General features: G+C 60.2%; 17 protein-coding genes and 2 tRNA genes. 10 read left to right on the top strand and 9 right to left on the bottom strand.

The window, feature by feature from the left end; genetic code table 11:
* Window positions 1-3: 3 nt before the first annotated feature.
* The 4 genes from WM40_RS08075 to WM40_RS08090 all read right to left on the bottom strand — a co-directional run bounded on the left by WM40_RS08075 (window position 4) and on the right by WM40_RS08090 (window position 3,296).
* The gene (locus WM40_RS08075) at window positions 4-567 is read right to left on the bottom strand and encodes a CBS domain-containing protein (protein ID WP_024901419.1); all 564 of its coding nucleotides are present in this window, start codon (window positions 565-567) and stop codon (window positions 4-6) included.
* A gap of 123 nt (window positions 568-690) precedes the next feature.
* Window positions 691-2,046: a YihY family inner membrane protein gene (locus tag WM40_RS08080; RefSeq protein WP_046152623.1), complete on the bottom strand. Its 1,356-nt coding sequence runs from the start codon at window positions 2,044-2,046 to the stop codon at window positions 691-693.
* 230 nt (window positions 2,047-2,276) lie between these two features.
* Window positions 2,277-2,353 (bottom strand) — tRNA-Arg (locus WM40_RS08085).
* Window positions 2,354-2,450: 97 nt separating this feature from the next.
* The gene (locus tag WM40_RS08090) at window positions 2,451-3,296 is read right to left on the bottom strand and encodes an undecaprenyl-diphosphate phosphatase (RefSeq protein ID WP_024901421.1); all 846 of its coding nucleotides are present in this window, start codon (window positions 3,294-3,296) and stop codon (window positions 2,451-2,453) included.
* Between the two features lie 713 nt (window positions 3,297-4,009).
* Here WM40_RS08090 and WM40_RS08095 point away from each other — a divergent pair.
* From WM40_RS08095 to WM40_RS08105, 3 genes are all read left to right on the top strand, one after another.
* Window positions 4,010-5,071, top strand: coding sequence for an aldose epimerase family protein (locus tag WM40_RS08095; RefSeq protein WP_082102510.1), 1,062 nt, complete (start codon window positions 4,010-4,012; stop codon window positions 5,069-5,071).
* Between the two features lie 130 nt (window positions 5,072-5,201).
* The gene (locus WM40_RS08100; RefSeq protein ID WP_330218156.1) at window positions 5,202-6,029 is read left to right on the top strand and encodes a LysM peptidoglycan-binding domain-containing M23 family metallopeptidase; all 828 of its coding nucleotides are present in this window, start codon (window positions 5,202-5,204) and stop codon (window positions 6,027-6,029) included.
* Complete coding sequence (locus tag WM40_RS08105) at window positions 6,026-6,385, top strand: hypothetical protein (protein WP_024901424.1); 360 nt, start codon at window positions 6,026-6,028, stop codon at window positions 6,383-6,385. Before WM40_RS08100 ends, WM40_RS08105 begins: the two co-directional genes overlap by 4 nt.
* Here WM40_RS08105 and WM40_RS08110 read toward each other — a convergent pair.
* A complete protein-coding gene (locus WM40_RS08110; RefSeq protein WP_024901425.1) occupies window positions 6,366-7,139 on the bottom strand; it encodes a response regulator transcription factor in 774 nt (257 codons plus the stop codon). The two genes, WM40_RS08105 and WM40_RS08110, sit on opposite strands and share 20 nt — an antisense overlap.
* Before the next feature lie 473 nt (window positions 7,140-7,612).
* Between WM40_RS08110 and rpsU the strand changes: the two genes are divergently transcribed.
* Entirely contained in the window at window positions 7,613-7,825 is a 213-nt protein-coding gene (gene rpsU / locus WM40_RS08115; protein ID WP_024901426.1) for a 30S ribosomal protein S21, read from the top strand.
* A gap of 313 nt (window positions 7,826-8,138) precedes the next feature.
* On the top strand, window positions 8,139-9,209 hold the full coding sequence (locus WM40_RS08120) for a carbohydrate kinase family protein (RefSeq protein WP_236693427.1): 1,071 nt from the start codon (window positions 8,139-8,141) through the stop codon (window positions 9,207-9,209).
* A gap of 111 nt (window positions 9,210-9,320) precedes the next feature.
* Here WM40_RS08120 and WM40_RS08125 read toward each other — a convergent pair whose 3' ends face one another.
* Window positions 9,321-10,256: a bestrophin family protein gene (locus WM40_RS08125; protein ID WP_024901428.1), complete on the bottom strand. Its 936-nt coding sequence runs from the start codon at window positions 10,254-10,256 to the stop codon at window positions 9,321-9,323.
* Window positions 10,257-10,464: 208 nt separating this feature from the next.
* Between WM40_RS08125 and hisC the strand changes: the two genes are divergently transcribed.
* Complete coding sequence (gene hisC / locus WM40_RS08130; protein ID WP_024901429.1) at window positions 10,465-11,541, top strand: histidinol-phosphate transaminase; 1,077 nt, start codon at window positions 10,465-10,467, stop codon at window positions 11,539-11,541.
* 78 nt (window positions 11,542-11,619) lie between these two features.
* The gene (locus WM40_RS08135) at window positions 11,620-12,831 is read left to right on the top strand and encodes a GGDEF domain-containing protein (RefSeq protein WP_024901430.1); all 1,212 of its coding nucleotides are present in this window, start codon (window positions 11,620-11,622) and stop codon (window positions 12,829-12,831) included.
* A 44-nt stretch (window positions 12,832-12,875) separates the two neighbouring features.
* On the opposite strand, the gene WM40_RS08140 is transcribed toward WM40_RS08135, so the two are convergent.
* Together WM40_RS08140 and WM40_RS08145 are read right to left on the bottom strand one after the other, a co-directional pair.
* A complete protein-coding gene (locus WM40_RS08140; RefSeq protein ID WP_046152669.1) occupies window positions 12,876-13,631 on the bottom strand; it encodes a GNAT family N-acetyltransferase in 756 nt (251 codons plus the stop codon).
* Window positions 13,632-13,874: 243 nt separating this feature from the next.
* Window positions 13,875-14,354 (bottom strand): SixA phosphatase family protein, encoded by a 480-nt coding sequence (locus tag WM40_RS08145; protein WP_024901432.1) that lies wholly within the window; start codon window positions 14,352-14,354, stop codon window positions 13,875-13,877.
* A gap of 199 nt (window positions 14,355-14,553) precedes the next feature.
* Between WM40_RS08145 and WM40_RS08150 the strand changes: the two genes are divergently transcribed.
* Window positions 14,554-14,630, top strand: a tRNA-Pro gene (locus WM40_RS08150).
* 222 nt (window positions 14,631-14,852) lie between these two features.
* A complete protein-coding gene (locus WM40_RS08155) occupies window positions 14,853-16,886 on the top strand; it encodes a putative bifunctional diguanylate cyclase/phosphodiesterase (protein ID WP_096349160.1) in 2,034 nt (677 codons plus the stop codon).
* 36 nt (window positions 16,887-16,922) lie between these two features.
* On the opposite strand, the gene ppx is transcribed toward WM40_RS08155, so the two are convergent.
* On the bottom strand, window positions 16,923-18,566 hold the full coding sequence (ppx, locus tag WM40_RS31275; protein WP_024901434.1) for an exopolyphosphatase: 1,644 nt from the start codon (window positions 18,564-18,566) through the stop codon (window positions 16,923-16,925).
* A gap of 492 nt (window positions 18,567-19,058) precedes the next feature.
* On the opposite strand from ppx, the gene ppk1 reads away from it, so the two are divergent.
* Window positions 19,059-21,242 (top strand): polyphosphate kinase 1, encoded by a 2,184-nt coding sequence (ppk1, locus tag WM40_RS08165; RefSeq protein ID WP_081764709.1) that lies wholly within the window; start codon window positions 19,059-19,061, stop codon window positions 21,240-21,242.
* The last annotated feature ends 41 nt before the right edge of the window (window positions 21,243-21,283 follow it).

Genomic DNA, 21,283 nt, shown 5'->3' on the forward strand with positions numbered 1-21,283 from the left:
AGATCAGATCCGAAGGTCATCCGAGACCACGTCCTCGTGGGGCCAGTCCCGGATATAGGCCTTCAGCATCTGGTTTTCGAAACCTTGCGCTTCGACCACGGCACGGGCAACGTCGTACAGGGAAATCACCCCCATCAACATGCGATTATCGATCACCGGAATGTAACGGGCATGTCGCTCCAGAAAGGACTGCCGTAACTGATCGATGTGCATGTTCATCGTGCCCGAGATGAATGCGGTGTCCATCGCCGAGCGCACGGTCTTATCCCCCACCGTGCCACCGTTGGCCTTGAGCGCTTTCAGCACCTCACGGAAGGTCAGCATGCCGACCACTTCCCCGGCTTCCAGCACGACCAGGGACCCGATGTCATGCTCTGCCATCAAGTCGGTCGCGACGGACAGTTTCTGGTCCGCTGAAACCGTGTACAAAGCCGTTGCCTTCAATGCTTCGAGGTCATCCGCCGCCCCCTCTGGCAAGGGTTTGCGCAATACTCCCGCCGGGGCGTCGTTCAACCGCACGTCGGCCGCCGGCACGTTCTTCAATCGCAGTATGTCCTTGACTCGCATGATGACCACCCGAAGCTATCGATGAATGAATCGATCCTAGCGGAAAGAGCTGGAAAAGAAAAGCAATCCGGCATCCGCCTAATATGAAAAATCACGACTAATCACAGCATGTTCCTGCCGCGTTTAGCGATTTTGCATTGCAACATCTTGCTCGCCGATACGTTGATCTATCAACCGGGCGAGGTCTGCGTGTTTTTGTTCCACCCGCCCAGTCGTCCGTTCCCCGGCACGCTGCTCCCTGGCATGCATCAAATCCCGCAACGTCACCGTCAAACCCTCGTGATGCAAGGCGGACAGCAGCAGATCCGCGTCCACGCGTGAACTCTCCAGACTGGCCTGGTACGCCAGCTCGTCGCGATCGATCACAAACGCATCGATCAACGCCGCCAATGTGATGGTGGCGGGATTGGCGATCAAGAGCCAGCGCTCAGGCGTGCCGTCGCGATGCAGACGCGCAATCCATTGCCGCTGCTCCAGCGCGGCCAAAAGCCGCGTCGTCGTGTCCAGATCGCGGCGCAGCATTCGCGTCAATTCGCTCTCGTTATAACCGAAACGTCCCATGTCCCGTGCACGCACCAGGCGCGCCAGGATGGCGAGGGCGTCGAACAGGTCGCTACCGGTGAACCGTGGCCGGAAGAAATGACCGGCACGGATGGCCGGCAAGGCCGACGTCAACGTCGCACCGAATAAGGTGATGAACCAACTGAGGTAGACCCAGATCAGGAAGATCGGAATCGCGGCAAACGCGCCGTAGACCGCCGTGTAGGTAGGAAAATGACGGATATAGAGGCCGAAGCCGCGCTTCGTCACTTCGATAGCCAACGCCGCGCCGCATCCGCCGATCAAGGCATCTTTCCATGCGACCCGGCAATTCGGCACGAACACGTACAGCAGCGTGAAGCCCGCGGCGGTAATCGGCAGGGCGGCGAATGACAGTACCCACTGCTTCAATGTCGGCTCGACCTCCAGCGCACCACTGACACGTGACATGGATTGCGTAAGCAAATACGTCGACAACGAGACACTGATACCGAAGATCACGGGCGCCAGGGTCAGTACGGCCCAATAGATCAAAAGACGTTGCACGAGCGGGCGCGGCTTGCGCACCCGCCAGATCACGTTCAGCGCGGACTCGATCGTCATCATCGTGATCAGGGATGTCAGCACGAGAAAAACCATGCCCGCGGTGGTCAATGCTTTTGCTTTGGCCGCAAACTCGTTCAGGTACTCGAAGATCTGCTGATTGACGGAGGGCGGCATGAGCCGATCGGAAAGGAAGTTCTGCACCGCATCCTGGAACGACGCGAAGATCGGAAAAGCCGTGAAAATCGCGAACGCGACGGTAATCAACGGCACGATCGACAAGACCGTCGTGAAGGTCAGACTACCCGCGACCTGCGGAACCCGATCCCGGGCACAACGCTGCGCCGCGAAGCGCGCCAGGCGCCGCAAAGCGGGAAGATCATGTCGGGAGAACACGTGCGGATCTCCTTTGAGAAGAAAACGCGATAAGGGGGCCGATACCCGTCCTTGGCGCGACAAAGGAAACCGCGACGGCCCAGCGGGTAACGAGAGGGTTCATCTCATGATAAAGCGGGATGGCACTTGCGTGTGGAGAGGAGCGCAGGCGTGCATGGTGGTATCTCGCACGCCATGGCGCACGAACACAGCAACACCTTTTTCGCAGAAGACGAGAAAACAAAAAGAAGTGGCCCGCCCTACACGACTCGAACGTGTGACCGCTCGCTTAGAAGGCGAGTGCTCTATCCGGCTGAGCTAAGGGCGGCCCGGTCCAGCAAAGACCGCAATTCTACCAAACTCCGTCCATACGGAGCATCAACTTTACCCGACCGCGCCAATACATCCGGACGGATTCCAACGAATCAGGCCGTCATTGGATGCATTTGCAGCCAGATGAGGGATGCCAGACCGGCCAGCACGCAATACACGCCAAACCACGCCAGGCGCCCTTTCCCTTCAAAATAGTGCATCAGGAAGCGGATACTGAGATACCCCGCGATGCCGGTCAATACCCCACCCAGCAACGCATCGGTCAATTGCTGGCCACCGGCATGGAACAGCTTGGGCACTTCCAAAACGCCCGCGGCGAAAATGATCGGCGTTCCCAGCAGAAAGGAAAACTCCGCGGCCTTTTCCGCGTTCATCCCGGCTTTCACGCCGGCGATCATGGTCAGGCCGCTGCGCGAGAAACCGGGAATCAATGCACCGATCTGGGCCAACCCAACAATGGCGGCCCGGCCGAAGGTCAGTTGTTCCATGGACGCTGCACGAGGCTGTGCGTCCCGCCTGCGCTGAATCCTGTCGCCGAACCACAGCAATATCCCATTGATCATCAACGCCACGGCGACGATGCGCAGGTCATGAAAGATCGTCTCGATATGCTTTTTCGCCAGTAAGCCGACGAGGCCGGTAGGGATCGTGCCAATGATCAACGCCCATGCCAAATGACCGTCATCGCTTCGATGGCCCGCCAGGCTACCGAACCAACCGCGTATGATCGCCGCCCACCGAGTCCGGAAGTACCACAGCAATGCCACGGCCGTTCCCAGATGCAACGCCACCAGGAAAGGAATCAGCTGCGGTGCATGCTCGTCGATCCGCATGCCGAGCACGCCGGGAACAAGCAGCGTATGACCAAGGCTGCTCACAGGAAAAAGTTCGGTCACACCCTGCAGCACGCTGAGGAAAACGAGAAAGGCTAGGCTCACGAGGTTCGCTCTATCTGGAATGATGGAAGAAAGAGAAAATTCTACATGTCATTTGCTGCGACGCGGCGCGACCGAATGAAATCACGCTCAGTCTTATCCGGCATTGAACAAACGAGACCGATCCGACCACCCCATCGGCTTATCCACCCGGATTTACCTGTAGATTATTACGATACTTTCATTTCGTAAGGATTGCTTTGATTTTCGAATGGAGATGAAAGGCGGACCGTAGAACGATTCAGAATGCTCCGGCGACGCACTTTCACGGCCCGACTTACGCTCGAAAACGGCAAGTTGTGAAGGCGCGACACTTTATCGTTTTTCGTGCAACTTTTTTCAACACAACGATGCAATTAACCCGATAATCCAATCCGTCGTCACCGCGGTATTAGAAGGCCCGGCGGGACACTCTCGAGGCGGTTCGGACGTGATTACACGTATCGCGCGCACTACGATTGAGCCACCCTAATGATGACAGCCTGAGCTCACCACAAGACGTGGGCCGGCAACAGAGGAAGCTACGGGGATTGTGAAGCCCGCTCTATCTGGAGCGGGCTTTTTTTTGCCATCACCCGCCGGACGGCTTACAACACTTCCTTTCAGAATCGGCATGATCCGCGGCATCGATTGACATCGCGCAAGGTCGTCCAGAATCCCGAACCGTCTTTTGCGTCATACTGAATGCCACCTCTTTTAAGCATGACACGCGACCCATGACCGATCGCCCGCTCGACCCCGCCGTCAATGCCGTCGACACCTCGACCACTGCATCAACGCCCCCATCCGCTTTGTCATCGTCTTCACCCTGGCTTGGCGCCAGTGGCGTCGTCACGATTCAAGACGCACATGGCGTAGCGGTCTTTGCGCCGGGTGCGGGGGGACGCTTGATGCGCTGGGCGGTGGACGGGCAGGAATTGCTCTACTGGCCAAGCGGTGTGTCCCCCGAGGAGTTGTCCGACCCGGCCAAGGTAGCAAAACTCCGCGGGGGCAACCCACTGCTGTTTCCCTTTATCGGAAGACATCGTGTGGGCGATCACGCAAACCAATGGCGTGATCCGAACGACGGCGTCGTTCGTGATTTGCCCCAGCATGGCTTTGCGCGACACACACCATTCACGCACCGCGTCGACGACGATGGCAAGGGCATCACAATGACCTTGACGCCGTCGATGCTCAGCGCCGCCGATCGACAGGGCTATCCTTATGATTTCGTATTCACCGCGCGATATCGACTCGACGGTGACACGCTGGATGTCACGCTGACCACCCATAACAGTGGCCTGGTACCCCTGCCCTATTACGCCGGTCACCACTTCTATTTCGCTTTACCCCATGAGATGCGTGGTGAAAGCACGTTGACGCTGCCCACGCACGATCGCGCGCGGCAAGCAGCGGATGGCGGCATCACACCGTTGCCCGATGACACCAACACCGTGGACCGGCAAGCCGCGATGATGTGCTATACGCCAGGGGACCCCGCAATACAGGACGTATTTCATCTGCTGGGCGATACAGCGCGCACGCGAACCGCCGCGCGGTTGGCCATGCCGACACTGCGCCGCGCGATCGTCCTGGATCTCGATACCGTACCCCGCACGGAAACGGCGCCGTGGTACGCCATCACGACGTGGACGGAATCAGATCAATCGGACTTTTACTGCGTGGAGCCCTGGCTCGGCCTGCCGAATGCCATCCATCACGGCGCCGGCCTGCGCCAGCTGGCCCCCGGTGCACACGAAGTGGCGCACTGCCGACTGCAAGTCACACCACTTTGAGCGGGTGGATCAGACCGTGCCGCCGGGCGGCACGGTAGAATGATGCGCCTCGTTTCCAGCGTCCGGCATGCCGGTGCGCCTTCTGGCGCAACAATCGTCTTTCGCGTTTTATTCAAGGGAGTACACAGGTTTGTCCCGGTCCTTGCGTTCGTCCATTCAAAAGGCTGTGTCAGCGGCACTCGTGCCGCCGGAGCCACGCCAACGCGGGCGTTTCCATCGTGTACGCTTCGCCCCAGGCGCATGCGGCGTCGCCTTGGCCGTAGTCTTGACATTGTCCGCGTGCTCATCCGCACCGGTGGGACCCGGCTTTTATCGGGTCTCGCGCGGCGACAGTCTGTCGGCGATCGCGCAACGCAACGGCCGTTCCGTCGCGGAACTTGCCCGATGGAACAATATCGACAACCCTAATCGGATTGAAGTTGGCCAGGTTTTGCGCGTCGCGCCGCCGTCCGGTAGTGCCAGCGCCAGCGGCGCGTTGCGCACCGCGCCGCAATCGACAACGACAACGACATCACCGCCACCACGCGGCACAGGCAATACGGCGCCGCGTGCAAGCGCCGCAGCGCCCCTCCCCGCTCCGGCGAAATGTGGCCCCGTGTCCTTGCGGCTGCCCGCGTCCGGTCCGATTATCGGCACGTTCGACGGACGACGTAACAAGGGCATCGATATCGGCGGCGCCGATGGCAACCAGGTAGTCGCGGCGGCTACCGGTCAAGTGGCATTCGTGGGACAGCTGCGCGGTTATGGCAATCTATTGATCATCAAGCACAGCAACGGTTACCTCACCTCGTATGCACATCTTCTGCGCGCCACGGTCCGCGAAGGGCAGACGGTGAATGCGGGCCAGGCCATCGCGCAAATGGGACATACGGAGTCGAGCCGACCGATGCTGCACTTCGAGCTACGCTGCAACGGCGTGCCCGTTGATCCGCAACAATCTTTTCCCGGAAAGCCATGAAAAAGCCCGCGTTTTCTCATATTGCCGCCGCCCTGCCAGGGCAATCCCTGTTCTCGCGGAGGACTTCCGCCCTTGCCGCCGCCGGCGTGCTCCTCGCCCTCGGCGGCTGCGCGAATTCCGCAAAGCTCACCTATTTACCTAACGGCAATACCGGTTTCGCGATCAACTGCAGCGGCAGCGACGCCAGTTCCGGATGGGGCGACTGCTACAAGCAGGCAAGCGATGCATGCGGTGCGTACGGTTACGACGTGGTATCGAAGGATGACGAAAAAGGCGCCGCTTCAGGCGGCTCGATCATCGGCGTGTTCGGCGCCAATATCAAAAACCGATCGATGGTCATCCAGTGCAAAAAGTAGTCTTGCATCGATCATCGGACGCCGGCAGACGAAATGACGGTAGTCGATCCGGCGGCGCCAACGCCGCATCGTCGGCATCACTGGCGCAACCGTCGTCGAGCCAATCTTCGCATCCGCCCAGCGACACGTATTCGAACAACTCGGCATCGCTCGTCAGGCAAAGCTTGCGCATGGCGTTGCTGCGTAACGCGCTGATCGTCTTCACGTTACGGGACAGGCGCGCGGCGACGTCGCGAATATCGCATCCGCCCGCATAGAGATGCAGCACATCGCGCTCTCGTGCGGTAAGACGCGCGGCGCGGGCCGACGGGGACAGCCGCGAGCGCGCCTGCTCGAACGGCAAGCGCAAGCCGTCGCTCAGATAGCGGTCGCGGCGCATGGCCGCGCGCAGCGCCGCCACGATACATCCGGCCGCGTCGCTTTTGCCAACAAATGCCGACGCGCCCAGGCCGAATGCACCACGGATCAGCGCCGGGCTCGTGTATTCACTCAGGACGATCAGGCGCGTCTGCGATTGGGTGGCACGCAGGCGGCGCAAGAAACGCAAACCGTCTTGCAGTTCGGCACCGCGGAACGACAGATCGGTAATCAACACATCCGGCTCACCGTGCCGTGAACAAATTGACTCCCATTGTGCCGGGCTGTTCGCCTGCGCCATCAACTCAAGATCCGGATGCAGCGTTAATTCCAGCGCCAGCGCATATTGGATCACCGGGTGGTCGTCCAGCGTCACGATTCTGGTCTTGGTCTTCATCGACTCCCCTTTGGTTTTCCTGACAAGGATAAGCAGCAGACACGACGACGACGGATGAGATGAATCCTATTTTTCTTCGAGCGGTGCGCAATGGTTCGTTGCAATCGGCCCACACACGACTAACTGCACGCTGAAGCAACAACGGAGACATCGGGATGCAACGGACGGCACTGTGTCAGATGCGGACGGAATGATTGACAGGTGGCGTCATTTCGCGTAAAAAGGAGAATTATCGTTTCCAGGGTGGGTTGGCCTTGCCTCGTGCAAGCCGCTAAAGGCGTGGTCTCTGTGACGGTGCCGTGGCATTCATTGCATGTCGAATGTCGCGGTAACGCGTCCTGAAAACCCGCCTGGACAGCGGCACGCCGGAGGGCGTGCAATGTACGGTGAGCCGTGCATGCTGTTGCCGATCTGCCTTGGTTTTACGGTTGGGGAACCGTAAAACTGACTCACTATCCCTTAAAGGAAGCTCTGTGACCTGTATCGTTATCAAAGAAAACGAGCCGTTCGAAGTTGCGTTGCGGCGTTTTCGCCGGAGTATGCAAAGCCAAGGGCTGATCGCCGAACTCCGTGCTCGTCAAGCTTATGAAAAGCCGACGACCGAGCGCAAGCGCAAGAAGGCAGCGGCCAAGAGCCGTACGCGCAAGCGCCTGAGCCGCGACATGCTGGCCCCGAAGCTGTACTGATCCCGGTACGGTAACGCGACACAGCATCCAAAGGCCGAAAGGGAAACCTTTCGGCCTTTTTCTTTTGCCGCAGCACCGGCGCTCCCCCATTGCCAAGACCTTTACGCTTACATCCCGTCACCAACGGGCTGTTAGTTGCATATTTTGCGTCATTGACCATTTCCCACCTGTTTGCGATGAAAAGCAATGCGTTGCAATGCAACACGGATACATCCCGATACACAGCAAGCGCCGACTATTGATAGGATCAAGCTTTCCCTGCTTGCCTTGCGCAATACTTCGATACATGGTCCAAGATTCCGATAAGCACCCGATGACGCATACGGCCAGCGCTTCCCTATCGGGTAGTCAGTCAGCCCCGAGCGTTCCCACGCAGCCATCGGCGTCCATGTGGTCCAACGACGCGTCGCGCGCCTTGCCGCGCCTGCTCGTGTTTGGTGAGGCATTGACTGATTTCGTCCATCGTGGCGACGGCCAATGGCAAAGCGCGGCCGGCGGCGCCTGCTGGAATGTCGCCCGCGTGGCGGCCGTGCTGGGCATCCACACCGGCTGGGGTGGTGCCGTCAGCAACGACCCGTTTGGCCAGGAGATCATCAACCTGTCGGCGCGGGCGAATCTGGACGCCCGCTATCTGCAGGTGGTCGACAAAGCCCCGTTGATTGCGATGGTGCATCGGACGAACCCGCCCGAATATGGTTTTCTGGGAAACGACAGCGCAGACCTCGCATTCGACGAAAGCCTCTTGCCCGCAGGCTGGGAAGCGGCGTGCTCGCTGGCACATTTCGGCTGCATCAGCTTGGTGCGCCAGCCATTGGGCGCACGGCTGACGGCCATTGCCCGGCGCCTCAGGGATGGGGGCGCCCGTATTAGTTTTGACGCGAACTATCGCAATCTGATGGGACCGGACTACCCTGCGTACTTCGAGGATATGGTCGCGCATGCGGATATCGTCAAGGTTTCCGACGAAGACCTGTCGCGCATCTATCCGCACCGCGAGCCGCAAACGTCGCTGGATGCAGTGCTGGCGATGATGCAAGCGCCCCCGCCAGCGCGCGCCGCCGGCCATTCACCCTTCTCCACGGCCGACCGCATGGTGCTCTACACCCGCGGCGCGGAAGGGATGACGCTGTTTTCGGGCAAACAACGCATCGTGCAGAACGCGATCACCGTGGCGGTGTCCGATACCGTCGGCGCGGGGGATGCATGCATTGGAGGACTGCTCGCCAGCTTGCTGCTACACCCGGAAGAGCCGCTCCCTGTCCATGTGCGTTTTGCCGCCGCCACGGCCGCCTGCGCGTGCATGCATACCGGTGCCCATGCGCCAACGCGCGCGGAAGTGGACGCGTTGTTGCACGCAGATACCGCCATGCAAGGCGCGGCCTGACATCCGGATGCCTGCATGGTTGGTACGTGCCGCGCAACAGCCATGAGCTGGCACGACGGCACATCACGTTAGCGCGGGGTGTGGCCGGACGCCGTCCGCCCCCGGCAGCGCTTACGTCAACCAGTAGCCGCCCCGCGCCGCCACTGGTGACGGCAGGTCCCGTTCGCCCAGCATTTCCCGCAATGAGCGTTCGATGGTGCGGCTCATGGCATCGAGCGCCAGATCGTTCGGCGCCACACCAAAAGGCTCTTCCAATTCGCTCGCGATGGCGTTCAGCGCCATGAACGCATAGCCGACGAATACCGCGATCACCGGCGTGAAGATGCCAACGGTGCTGACCAACCCGAACGGCAGCAACAGACAATAAAAATACACGGTACGGTGCAGCAAGACATCGTAGGAAAACGGTATCAACGTGTTGCTCAGCCGCTCGCAGCCGCCGACAACGTCGGCCAGGCTGCTCAGCTTTTCATCGATCCGCGCCGCCATCCATTCGCTCACTACGCCATCATCGCGCCATTGCCGCAACGTCTCGCCAAGCAAGACCAGCACCATCGCGGGCCGATACTCCGCCGCTGATATGCGGTCCGCCAGTACCGGTGGCAGCAGGCGATTCAGATCCGATCGATCATCCGAACTGCGCAACTGATGCTTCAGGCTGTAGGTAAAGGAGACCAGCAACATCACAAAACCCCGCACGCGTTGATCGTCCGCCGCCAGCGTGGTCAGGCTACTCGCCTGGCGCGCCAGCGAACGCGTGTCGTTGAGCAATGCGCCCCATAGCTTGCGCCCCTCCCAGAATCGGTCATAGCTCGCCGTATTGCGAAAACCGACGAAGATCGCCAGCGCGATACCGATCAGACTAAACGGCCGCGAATCCAGATGCAGGTCCAGGCGCAGGGACGAGGCCGGATGCCACGTATGCCACGCGAGCGCCAGCAGCGAGGCTGCCAGCACGAGCCCCAATGGCGGCAATACGGTCCGCAACACGGACCCGCGCCAGATGAACAACATTTTGAACCAGCTCAGTTTCGGTCTGACGATCACGATGGGGGCAAGGAGGGCGGGGGAAGGAAGTCCACCAGGTGCGACCCCTTGCCACAACGGCTGTGGTGGCGAGCAGATGTCGACCATGGTGTGGTGACTAATGATACAGGGCCATGCTATAAACATGACTTTTGTGCTGTCGCAACAACATCCGCCGTGCAACGTGCGGCACATCGCCCTCCCCATCCCGCCTTTTCCGCCCTAAGCCATGGATCAATACTGGACCCCTCTCGCCCGCTCGCTCGATCCCTATGTGCCGGGCGAACAACCGAAGATCGCCAACCTCATCAAGCTGAACACGAACGAGAATCCGTATCCGCCGTCGCCGCACGTGCTGGAAGCGATTCGGCAAGCATCCGATGCGCGGCTTCGGCTCTACCCCGATCCGGATGCAAGCAAATTGAAAGCGGGTATCGCGGCGCGATTCAATGTGACGCCGGCCCACGTCTTCGTCGGCAATGGTTCGGACGAGGTCTTGGCACACGCCTTTCCCGCCTTTTTTCAATATGCGCCGGACCCGGCCAAACCTTTGCTATTCGCCGATATCAGCTACAGCTTCTATCCGGTCTACTGCGGCTTGTATAGCGTGGCCTTCGAACGTGTGCCGGTGGAAGAAGGCACGCTTGCCATCAATCTCGCGGCCTACCGTCGGCCGAACAACGGCATCGTGCTGGCCAATCCGAACGCCCCCACGGGTCGTGCGCTGCCACTCGCGGAAATTGAAGCATTGCTAGAAGTCAACACGACATCCGTGGTGCTGGTCGATGAAGCCTATGTCGATTTCGGCGCGCAGTCGGCCGTCGGCTTGGTGAACAAGTATCCGAACCTGCTCGTCGTGCAAACGCTGTCGAAATCCCGCTCCCTGGCCGGCATGCGAACCGGATTCGCCATCGCGCAACCGAACCTGATCACGGCGTTGGAAAGGGTGAAAAGCAGCTTCAATTCCTACCCGCTCGATCACCTGGCGCAGGCGGCCGCCCTTGCCGCGTTCGAGGACGAGGCGTATTTCCGGGACCGCACCAACGCCATCATCGCCACCCGGGAGCGCGTGATCGCGCAACTGACGGACGCGGGGTACGACGTGCTGCCGTCGGCCGCCAATTTTATTTTTACGCGCCACCCGTCATACAGCGGTGCCGCGCTGCAAGACGGTTTGCGTGCGAAAGGCATCATCGTCCGTCGTTTCGACAAGCCGCGAATCGCTGACTTTCTGCGTATCTCGATCGGCACCGATGCCGAATGCGATGCCCTGGTCAGGGAACTGACGCAGTTGGCCCGCCACTGAACAACGGGGCTCGGGCGGATGTGAAGGGAATTCCCACACAGCGAATCCGACCCTTTTACTTCCGATGGACGTGCTCGCATGAGCGATCCGATCACCATTATCGGCATCAGTTCTCTCTCCGCGATCCTCTCGCTGATCGTAATGGGCTCGCTCGCGCGAAATCAACTGCCCGGAACCGTGGAGTGGTGCTGGGCGAACGCGCTCGCCGCGCTCGGCATGATCCTGACAATCCAGCAAGGTGTGCTGCCCGCGGTGTTGACGGTGATACTCGCCAACGCCTGCACCGGCGGCGCCACCGCGCTGCAGTTGATCGGCATGCGGCGTTTTTTCCGTTGTTACACGCCGATATCGGTCGTGGTGACCGGCTGGCTCGTAATGGTCTTTTGCATCGGCTACTTTCGCTTCGGCCGCGATGATTTCGCCGCACGCGTCATTGTTTTCTCGCTGTATCACGGTGCACTTCACATCTTTACGACCATGACGATGCTGCGGCATCGCCCGCCGAATCGTCCGAAATACGCGTACTACTACATGCTGGGCATCTGCGCCACTGCGATGCTGTTGAACCTGATAAGGGGCGGTGTCTACGCCGCCGGCTTCGTCCCCGACACGGCACCAATGGTACCCACGCCAATCCATGTCTTCTTCCTCGCCATCGGCACGCTAGGCGGGCCCGCCCTGACAATCGGCATGGTCATGATGGCCCATGACCGGATGTCGGCTGCGCTGGAAAGGCACGCCAACATCGACTTTCTGACCGATCTGCCGGGACGCCGTGCGTTCGTCGAAATGGCGGAAAAAGAATGCCAGCGGGCCGCACGCTTCGGCCGGCCGCTGGCCATCGCCATACTGGATCTCGATTTTTTCAAGCAAATCAACGATCGGCTCGGCCATGCGGTAGGGGACAACGTCCTGACGCACTATGCCCAGTTGTTGTCGTCCTCCACGCGCGCCAACGATATTTGCGGTCGAATCGGCGGGGAGGAATTCGCGTTATTGTTGCCGGAAACCGATGTCTTTGCGGCCACCGATGTCGTGGACCGTCTGCGCACGACCTTGCTCGGCGCCCCCTGCTGGATCGGCGCACGGTCGATACCGTTCACGTTCAGCGCCGGGATCGCGACATTCCGCCCCGGCGATAACCTAGAAATGCTGATGGCACGGGCGGACAATGCCCTCTACGCCGCGAAGGCCGAGGGACGCAACCGCACGGTGGCGCACCCGCACGATCGAGCGCAAGAGATACTTGCCGCCAACGACGGGATCGGCGAACTGGCGGTAGGCGGCTAGTTGCCGAACGCCACGCATCACCTGTCACGCCGCGGGCCATACGGTCAGCCTATGAAGCGCTTCGCGTAACGCATATCGAGGTCGTCGAGACGCAGCAGCGTCAGAAAGTCAGCGGTATGAAAATCGGCATCCCAGGCCGGTGCGCCGCAGATACGCGCTCCCAGGCGCAGATACGCGGCCAGCAAGGGCGGCGCGCTGGCATCGCCGCCGTCACACAAGGCCGCAACCGGCAACGGGGTATGCGGGAAAACGTGGTATTCGGGCGCTACCGTATGCGTCTGCGCCAGACGCATATGCAAGTTGGCCGCGTGATGCCCACCGTCGCTCATCGACACACTGGAGCAGCCCAGCATGCTTTCAAAGCCCCAGCGACGCATGTACGCCGCCAGGCCGGCCCATAACGTCATGATCACCGCACCGCTGCGGTAGTCGGGGTCCACGCAAGCGCGCCCCACTTCCACCATCTTGCTGTTCAGCACCGCCAGGCGGCGCAGATCGAATTCCTGGGCGGAGTATCGCTGCGCGATCTGCGGCGCGGCCTGGGGCGGCAGAATCCGGTAGGTTCCCACTACCCGCAGCGTTTCACGGTCGCGGACAAGCAGGTGTTCACACCGGGCATCGAACTCGTCCACATCGAGCCCCTCCGGACCTTTCAGGCGTGCGCCCATCTCGTCGGCGAATACGCGATAGCGCAACCGCTGCGCTTCACGCAGATCACTTTCGCTGTGAACCCAGTTCAAGAGCAGGCCTTTGTCGTTGCGACGCTGTGCCTGGGGCCGCTCCGTCCGGCCTTGACGCAGGGCCTGGCGGTCGCCGTCGAAGGCACTGTCGTGACGGTCTTGGTGAGCGTCGATGGGAGTGAGAGTCGAATCGAGCTTGCGCGTTCCGTCCAAAGTGGTTGGCGGAACCGATGCTAGGGACGCGACGAGGCATGAGCATGACAGAAAAACGTCAGCAACATGACAGCGTGGCGCAAGCAATACTGTTGCCACGCCGGCCAGGTGTGACATGGCGCCGGCGCACGCCACGTGACGTCGATGCCGCTACAACAGCGCAGCGTCAAAGGCCGCGCGCAGTTTCGCTTGTCCCGGACCGTCACCGGCGGCGGGCTCCAACCACCAAGCGGCACTTTTACCAAAACCGAGCGACTGGTCCCGGCCCGTCAGCAACAGGCTGGCGACCCGTCCCAAAGTCGGCTGATGACTGACCACCACCACGACTCGATCCGTCGCGTCAGGCCAGCCGGCCGCATCCAGCATCGACTGCGGCGTCATGTCCGGTGCAATGGCGTCGCAGCGTACGCCTTCGGCCGTCAATTGCCGGGCAGTCTGCATCGCCCTTACGGCAGGACTGACCAATATCGTCGTCCCGGCAGGCAAGCGCGGCCTCAGCCATTCCGCGGTCTTACGCGCTTGTTTCTCGCCCTTCGTCGTCAATTCGCGCGCCAAATCGCGCTGGCGTGCATCGCCTGCGCCCGCGCTGGCATCGAATGCGTCCGCATGCCGCCAGAGGATCAACTGCATCGCATGTCCCCGTCAAAATGGTGGATTAAAATGCCATTATCGGCCGCATGTTTGAGATTTGCAGATTCCAATCCAATGTGTAGAGGGCAGATTCGCGTTGGTAGAACACCATATCCGCACCGCGATACTGGCAACAACGACAAAACAATGCATCATCGATTGACGCGGAACGTTTAGATGCGTACGATCACGGATTCCTCGGAGCGTAGCGCAGCCTGGTAGCGCATCTGGTTTGGGACCAGAGGGTCGAAGGTTCGAATCCTTTCGCTCCGACCATAGGATATTAAAGGGTGGGCATGCCGAGGCATGCCCACCCTTTTCTTTTGGTCACTGCAAAACCGGCGCAACACCGCATTGCAACGCCTCCCATCATTGCTTTCCGCCTCAACTTTTCTGCTCCCCGACCGTTTACAAGGGGAGAAGAAATGCCTCCCGAATATTTGCCGCCGCAGCGGTATCGGTTTGACTAAACATATGTCTCATGCAGTGCGTTACGCCATGCGCGCAATTCCCGCATTGGCACACTTGTTGACGTTGCTCCGACATAAAGACAAGGACCTCGTTCGCTCGCAGTACCTCGCGTTTTCACGTCAGGTACCGTTGCTCTATTTCGTCCTGACGGTCAACACCGCGACAGTCTCATACACCCACTTAGGCGCTGCGCCAGCGTGGTTGACACTTTACGCGCCCGGCTTGCTGATCATCGGTTGCATTGCGCGCATGGCAACCTGGTATGTGCGCCGCCATGAGACATTGAGCGACGCGGGCATCGAACGCCGAATCCGTAACGTGATCAAGCTGATCGCCGTCCTCGGCATCCTGTTCACCACGTGGGGCGTTACGTTATTCCAATATGGCGATGCTTACCAACGCAGCCACGTAGCCTTCTACATGGCCGTTACGGTCATTACCGTCATTTGCTGCCTGACCCATCTTCGCGCCGCGGCGATGCTGTTGACGGCCATCGTGCTGGTCCCGTACACCTGCTATTTCTTCTGGACAGGCAATCAAGTTCTGATTGCCATCGCAATAAATGTTGTGCTCGTGCTGTTGTCGATGACGCTGATTCTCTGGAATCACTATCGCGACTTCCGTAGTCTGATCGACTCGAAAAAGCAATTGCTGCGCAATAACAGCGACATGCAACGGCTGAGCGACGAAAATTTCCGCCTCGCGAACGTCGATCTCCTGACGCAGTTGCCCAACCGGCGGCATTTCTTCTCGATCATCGACGAATTATTGGCCAATCGCGCGCACGATGGTCAATTGTCCCGTCCGTTCGCCGTCGGGGTACTCGATCTGGACGGGTTCAAACAAGTCAACGATCTGTACGGACACCGCTTTGGCGACAGTGTGCTGGCCGAAGTCGGCAAGCGATTGCTCCACTTCGATCGCGAAGACGTGTTCTTTGCACGGCTGGGTGGCGATGAATTCGGACTGATTCTGATGCATTTAAAAGACCGGCAAGCCGCCATCGATCTGGGCAACACGGTCTGCGCGGCGCTGCATCACACGCATGCGGTCCGTGAGGCGGTGGCGCGCATGTCGGCATCGCTTGGATTGGCCATGTGCCCGGAGGCGGGCGACACGCCGGAGCAGCTGTTCGAACGAGCCGACTACGCGCTGTACTTCGCGAAGAAACAGCGTCGTGGCAGCGCGGCGGTCTTCTCCACTGAACACGAAACGGAAATCCGTCACGTCGCCGCCATCGAGCAAGCGTTGCGGACCGAATCGCTCAAGGATGAATTGACGCTGGTGTTCCAGCCGATCTTCGACGCTAACGAGCGCCGGATTGTCGCGTTCGAATCACTGGCGCGATGGCATAGTCCGACGATGGGCCGCGTCGATCCGGGTGAATTCATCGGTATCGCCGAACGTACCGGCATGATCACCGTGATCTCCCAGTCGCTACTACGCCGCGCGCTCGCATTCATCTTGCAATGCCCGGAGTCGATTCGGATCTCTTTCAACCTGTCGTCCCTGGACCTGACCTCCGATGGCGCGCTGGACCGTATCGTCGATATCGTTGGCGAAAGTGGCGTGGCACCTGAGCGGATCGAATTCGAGATCACCGAAACAGCAATCATTCACGACTTCGAACGCGCGTCAGAGGCCCTGGCGACATTGAAAGCCATCGGTGCGCAGGTATCGCTGGACGATTTCGGCACCGGCTTCTCCAGCTTGAGCAGGGTACACAGGCTGCCGCTGGACAAGATCAAGGTCGATCGTGCTTTTATCGCCCAGTTGGAAACCGAGCCGCAGTGTCAGAAAATCGTCAAAAGTATTGCCGACCTGTGCGCCAACCTGCACCTGGAGTGCGTCATCGAAGGCGTGGAGAACGCCACGCAGGTCGACATGCTGCAGCAGGCCGGATGTCGACTGATGCAGGGCTATTATTTCGGTCGTCCCGTGGAAGCTGCGCTCGCACTGGCGCAGGTACGGCGCGACAACGGTAGCGGCGAGCGTCTTCCCGGCACGGAAGACAAGCTTTACGGCGGCACGCTGGTGCCGCCGGTTGCCGCGGGGCTGTGACACAACATGGATATGATCGCGATAAGGGACGGCGCGTCAAGCGTAGACGATCTTGAACGCACGGCCCACGCGGGTCCATTCGGCCGCTTCGCGCGCGAGGTTCAATTCGGTCATCGGATGTGCATCGACCCACTCGCGCGGCAACGCCAATTCATAGCCTTGACGCGTGCGGCGCGCCCGTAGCGTGGGCAAAGCATCGTCGGTACGACGCCGCGACAGCAGGACAGCCGTACGCAGGCAGAACAACCAGTCCCAATCGATGTCACTGGACGCCTGGAACTTGCCAAGCTTGCCGATATGCCCGAGCAGCAATGTCGCCAACCGCTGCTGGTCCGTGCGCGAGAAACCCGGCATGTCGGCATTGCTGGCGATATACGCGGAATGCTTGTGGTAGCCACCATGACCGATCGACAGGCCGATCTCATGCAGCGACGCCGCCCAACCTAAAAAAGTCCGGCCAACCTCACGCGGCGAGTCGCCATAGTCCACATTGCCATTGCCGCCATGTCCGTTGCCCGAAGCCACCGTGGCCGCAAGATTGTCGCGATCGTCGGCGGTGGCCTGTCGACGCGCCTTGGCTTCCTTGCCTTTCGATTCTTTCGGCGACGCTTGCACTTCGTCCTCGAAGAACTGATCAAGCAGCGCCGTGGACAGTGCGCCAATACGTGCCGCCTGACGCCGGTCCACCGCATAGCGCTGCATGAACGACTCTACAGTCACCGCGCGTACGTCCTGCTTCGCGCCGCGCCCCATCAGGTCGTACAGCACGCCTAAACGCAACGCGCCGTCGGTGACGTCAGCGTAGTCGATGCCCAGTTCCTCGAAAACACCAATCATGATGGACAAGCCACCGGGCAGCACCGGCACCCGATCCGGCTTCAAACCGATCAGCTTGGCATTGGTAGCGCTGCCGGCTTTCACCAGCGCGCGCCGCAACCGCTCCAGACCATTGCGGGTAATCCCATGACTGATACCACTGTCATTGAAGCCGTTATCCTCGATCAACTCCGCAAGCGCCCGCGCGGTGCCGGACGATCCGATCGACTGCTCCCAACCGGCATCGCGATAGATATGTCCGATCAACTCGATTTCACGTCGCGCGGCAAGGATGGCCTGATGCATCGCTGCTTCAGTCACCACGTCGTCGGCAAAATACAGCCGGCTGTGACTGACGCAACCGATATATAAGCTCTCCATCAGAAGAGGCTCGAACTCCCGACCAATGATGAATTCCGTCGATCCACCACCAATATCGACAACGAGACGCTTGTCGGGCGCCGGCGGCACCGTATGTGCGGCGCCGGCATAGATCAGCCGGGCCTCTTCGCGACCGGCAATGACTTCGATCGGAAATCCAAGCGCCTTATGCGCCCGGTCGATAAATTCATTTGCATTCTTTGCAACCCGCAACGTATTCGTTGCAACCGCGCGGACCCGCTTATGCGGAAAACCGCGCAGGCGTTCGCCGAAACGCTCCAATGCTTCCAGGCCACGCCGCTGCGCGGCTTCATCCAAGATCTTGTCGGTCGTCAGCCCCGCGCCCAACCGAACGGGTTCACGCATGGCATCAATCTGCTGAATCTGACTGCCCGCCGCAGTCGTCTCCACGCGACCGACAATCAGCCGAAAGCTGTTCGAGCCCATGTCGACCGCTGCCAACAAGGTGGGGTTATCCGCCATAAAATCGTCTTCGATCCGCAATGAGGGGGCTGACCTGGCGCGACGTGCGCCGCGCCAAGACCTGCCGAGGTGGCGAATTTTGCCATGTTAGCCAGACACGCGCTTGCTGCAAAGCCCTGTCCATCGCCACGCACCGTGGACAGCCGTCGTGGCAGGGGTCGGTGTACTCGTTCGTGCAGCCGCGCACCGAGCGCGGTACCACGGCAATCGACTGCCATCGAGTGCGCCGCACGCATGCAAACGCGCACCCAATATGACAGTCACATCACCGTCATATTATTGACATCAGAATATGTAAAAATATATGCATCGGCAATTCCCGACGGCGCGCGGACCCGCTCGATCACATACGACTTAGACAAAACCGTCTTGTCGGTCCCGTACGCTGCATGCCATTCTTAAACGCATCAACTTCGTGCGATGCCGCGTCTTTGCCATTTTCACGCAGAGGCACACCCGGTACGCCACGGGGATGATCCTACAGCACGACTTATGGCGCCCACCGATGCATCCGCTCCCCTCCCCCCGTCGAGCTTCGACGAAGAATTGACCACCGAAAGCGCCGCCGCGCCCCGCACCGCCGTACTGGCAACCGGTATTCGCGTACGCAGAGGCAGTTCGCACTATCCGTTGCTGAACCGTGAACTGGGCGTGCTGGCATTCAACGAGCGTGTCCTGGCGCAGGCGGCGGACCCAGCGGTACCGCTGCTCGAGCGCCTGCGCTTCCTCTGCATCACCAGCAGCAACCTCGATGAGTTCTTCGAAGTCCGGATGGCGGGACTGCAGGAGGAAATGCGCGACACACCGGGGCTGATGACCCCTGACGGCATGTCGATGCAGCAAGCATACACGGTGATTGCGGAGCGTGCGCACCGTCTGGTGAAACGCCAATACTCGATGCTGCACGATACCGTGCTTCCGGCGCTAGGCAAGGAAGGCATCGTTTTTCACGAGCCGGAATCGTGGAACGCCGAACAAACGGCATGGGCGCAGCACTATTTCCATACCGAACTGACGCCGGTGCTGACGCCCATCGGCCTCGACCCGGCGCACCCGTTCCCTCGCGTCTTGAATAAGAGCTTGAACTTCGCCGTGGAACTGGCCGGCAAGGATGCATTCGGACGTGACGCCGTGCTCGGCATCGTCCAGGCGCCGCGCGTGCTGCCGCGACTGGTGCGCATGCCGACGGAACTGTCCGGACATCCATATGGATTCGTGCTGCTGAGCAGTTTCATGGAGCGCTTCGTGGGAGACCTGTTCCCCGGTCTGGAACTGCGCAGTTGCAATCAGTTCCGCGTCACACGTAATAGTGAACTGTTCGTGGACGAGGACGAGATCACCGACCTGCGCGTCGCCTTGCAGGGTGAGCTGAGCGCACGGCATTTTGGCAGCCCGGTAAGGCTGGAAGTGTCCGCGGACACGCCCGCCGAACTGCTGCGCCGCCTGCGAGAGGAATCCGGTCTGTCGGACCGCGATTGCTACCGGGTGGATGGTCCGGTGAATCTGGTTCGTTTGATGCAACTTCCGGATCTGGTGGACCGCCCCGACCTGAAGTTCGTACCGCACGTGCCGGCTTCGCCGCAATTGAATCCGCCCACGGCCACGCTGTTCGATGCGATCGATCACGGCGATATCCTGCTGCATCACCCATATGAAAGCTTCCAACCGGTGCTGGAATTGCTGCTGCAGGCGGCAAAAGATCCGCACGTGGTTGCCATCAAGCAGACCATCTATCGCACTGGCAGCGACTCGGCGCTGATGGATGCGCTGATGCTCGCCGTGCGCAATGGCAAGGCTGTTACTGTGGTCGTGGAACTACTCGCGCGTTTCGACGAGGAAACCAATATCAATTGGGCAGAGCGCCTCGAACAGGCCGGTGCCCACGTCGTCTACGGCGTGGTGGGCCACAAATGCCATGCGAAGATGATCCTGATCGTGCGCCGCAGCACGATCAATGGGCAGGCGACGCTGCGCCGTTATGTCCATTTGGGCACCGGGAACTATCACCCGAAAACGGCGCGCCTCTACACCGACTTCGGTCTGATGACCAGCCATCCGGGCCTCTGTGAAGACGTTCACCATGTGTTCCAGCAGTTGACCGGGATCAATGGCCAGTTGTCGCTGAATTATCTTTGGCAATCGCCGTTCACACTGCACACGAAGCTGGTGGAAGCGATTAACCGCGAAGCGGACGCAGCGCGCGCGGGCCGCAAGGCGCGGATCGTCGCCAAGATGAATGCATTGCTGGAACCCACGACGATTACCGCGCTGTACGAAGCATCGATGGCAGGCGTGAAAATCGATCTGATCATCCGCGGTGTCTGCTCACTGCAGCCCGGCGTGCCGGGATTGTCCGAGAACATCACCGTGCGATCGATCATTGGCCGGTTCCTCGAACATCATCGCATCTATTATTTCTATGCCGATGGTGCCGAGGACGTGTTCCTGTCCAGCGCCGACTGGATGGATCGCAATTTCTTCCGCCGCGTCGAGGTCGCGTTCCCGATACTGGATCGCCGGTTGAAACGGCGCGTGATCGCCGAAGGGCTCTCTGCTTTTATTGGCGATAACCAGAACGCCTGGGTCATGCAAAGCGACGGCGAATATCACCGCCGCCGCCCCGGCAAAACCACGCGCAGTGCGCAGCTGAGTTTGCTGCAGAAGTTCTGCGTTTGACGGCTTGCGTCGGGCGGACCGCTCAGGCGAGCGGACGTGAA

It is taken from the genome of Robbsia andropogonis (assembly GCF_000970345.1).
In the GTDB taxonomy this organism is placed as follows: domain Bacteria; phylum Pseudomonadota; class Gammaproteobacteria; order Burkholderiales; family Burkholderiaceae; genus Robbsia; species Robbsia andropogonis.

Excerpts from the sequence above, each read along its gene's own strand:
- WM40_RS08075 (WP_024901419.1), bottom strand. The coding sequence starts at position 567 with ATGCGAGTCAAGGACATACTGCGATTGAAGAACGTGCCGGCGGCCGAC.
- WM40_RS08095 (WP_082102510.1), top strand. The coding sequence starts at position 4,010 with ATGACCGATCGCCCGCTCGACCCCGCCGTCAATGCCGTCGACACCTCG.
- WM40_RS08105 (WP_024901424.1), top strand. The coding sequence starts at position 6,026 with ATGAAAAAGCCCGCGTTTTCTCATATTGCCGCCGCCCTGCCAGGGCAA.
- WM40_RS08110 (WP_024901425.1), bottom strand. The coding sequence starts at position 7,139 with ATGAAGACCAAGACCAGAATCGTGACGCTGGACGACCACCCGGTGATC.
- WM40_RS08120 (WP_236693427.1), top strand. The coding sequence starts at position 8,139 with ATGACGCATACGGCCAGCGCTTCCCTATCGGGTAGTCAGTCAGCCCCG.
- hisC (WP_024901429.1), top strand. The coding sequence starts at position 10,465 with ATGGATCAATACTGGACCCCTCTCGCCCGCTCGCTCGATCCCTATGTG.
- WM40_RS08135 (WP_024901430.1), top strand. The coding sequence starts at position 11,620 with ATGAGCGATCCGATCACCATTATCGGCATCAGTTCTCTCTCCGCGATC.
- WM40_RS08145 (WP_024901432.1), bottom strand. The coding sequence starts at position 14,354 with ATGCAGTTGATCCTCTGGCGGCATGCGGACGCATTCGATGCCAGCGCG.
- WM40_RS08155 (WP_096349160.1), top strand. The coding sequence starts at position 14,853 with ATGCGCGCAATTCCCGCATTGGCACACTTGTTGACGTTGCTCCGACAT.
- ppx (WP_024901434.1), bottom strand. The coding sequence starts at position 18,566 with ATGGCGGATAACCCCACCTTGTTGGCAGCGGTCGACATGGGCTCGAAC.
- ppk1 (WP_081764709.1), top strand. The coding sequence starts at position 19,059 with ATGGCGCCCACCGATGCATCCGCTCCCCTCCCCCCGTCGAGCTTCGAC.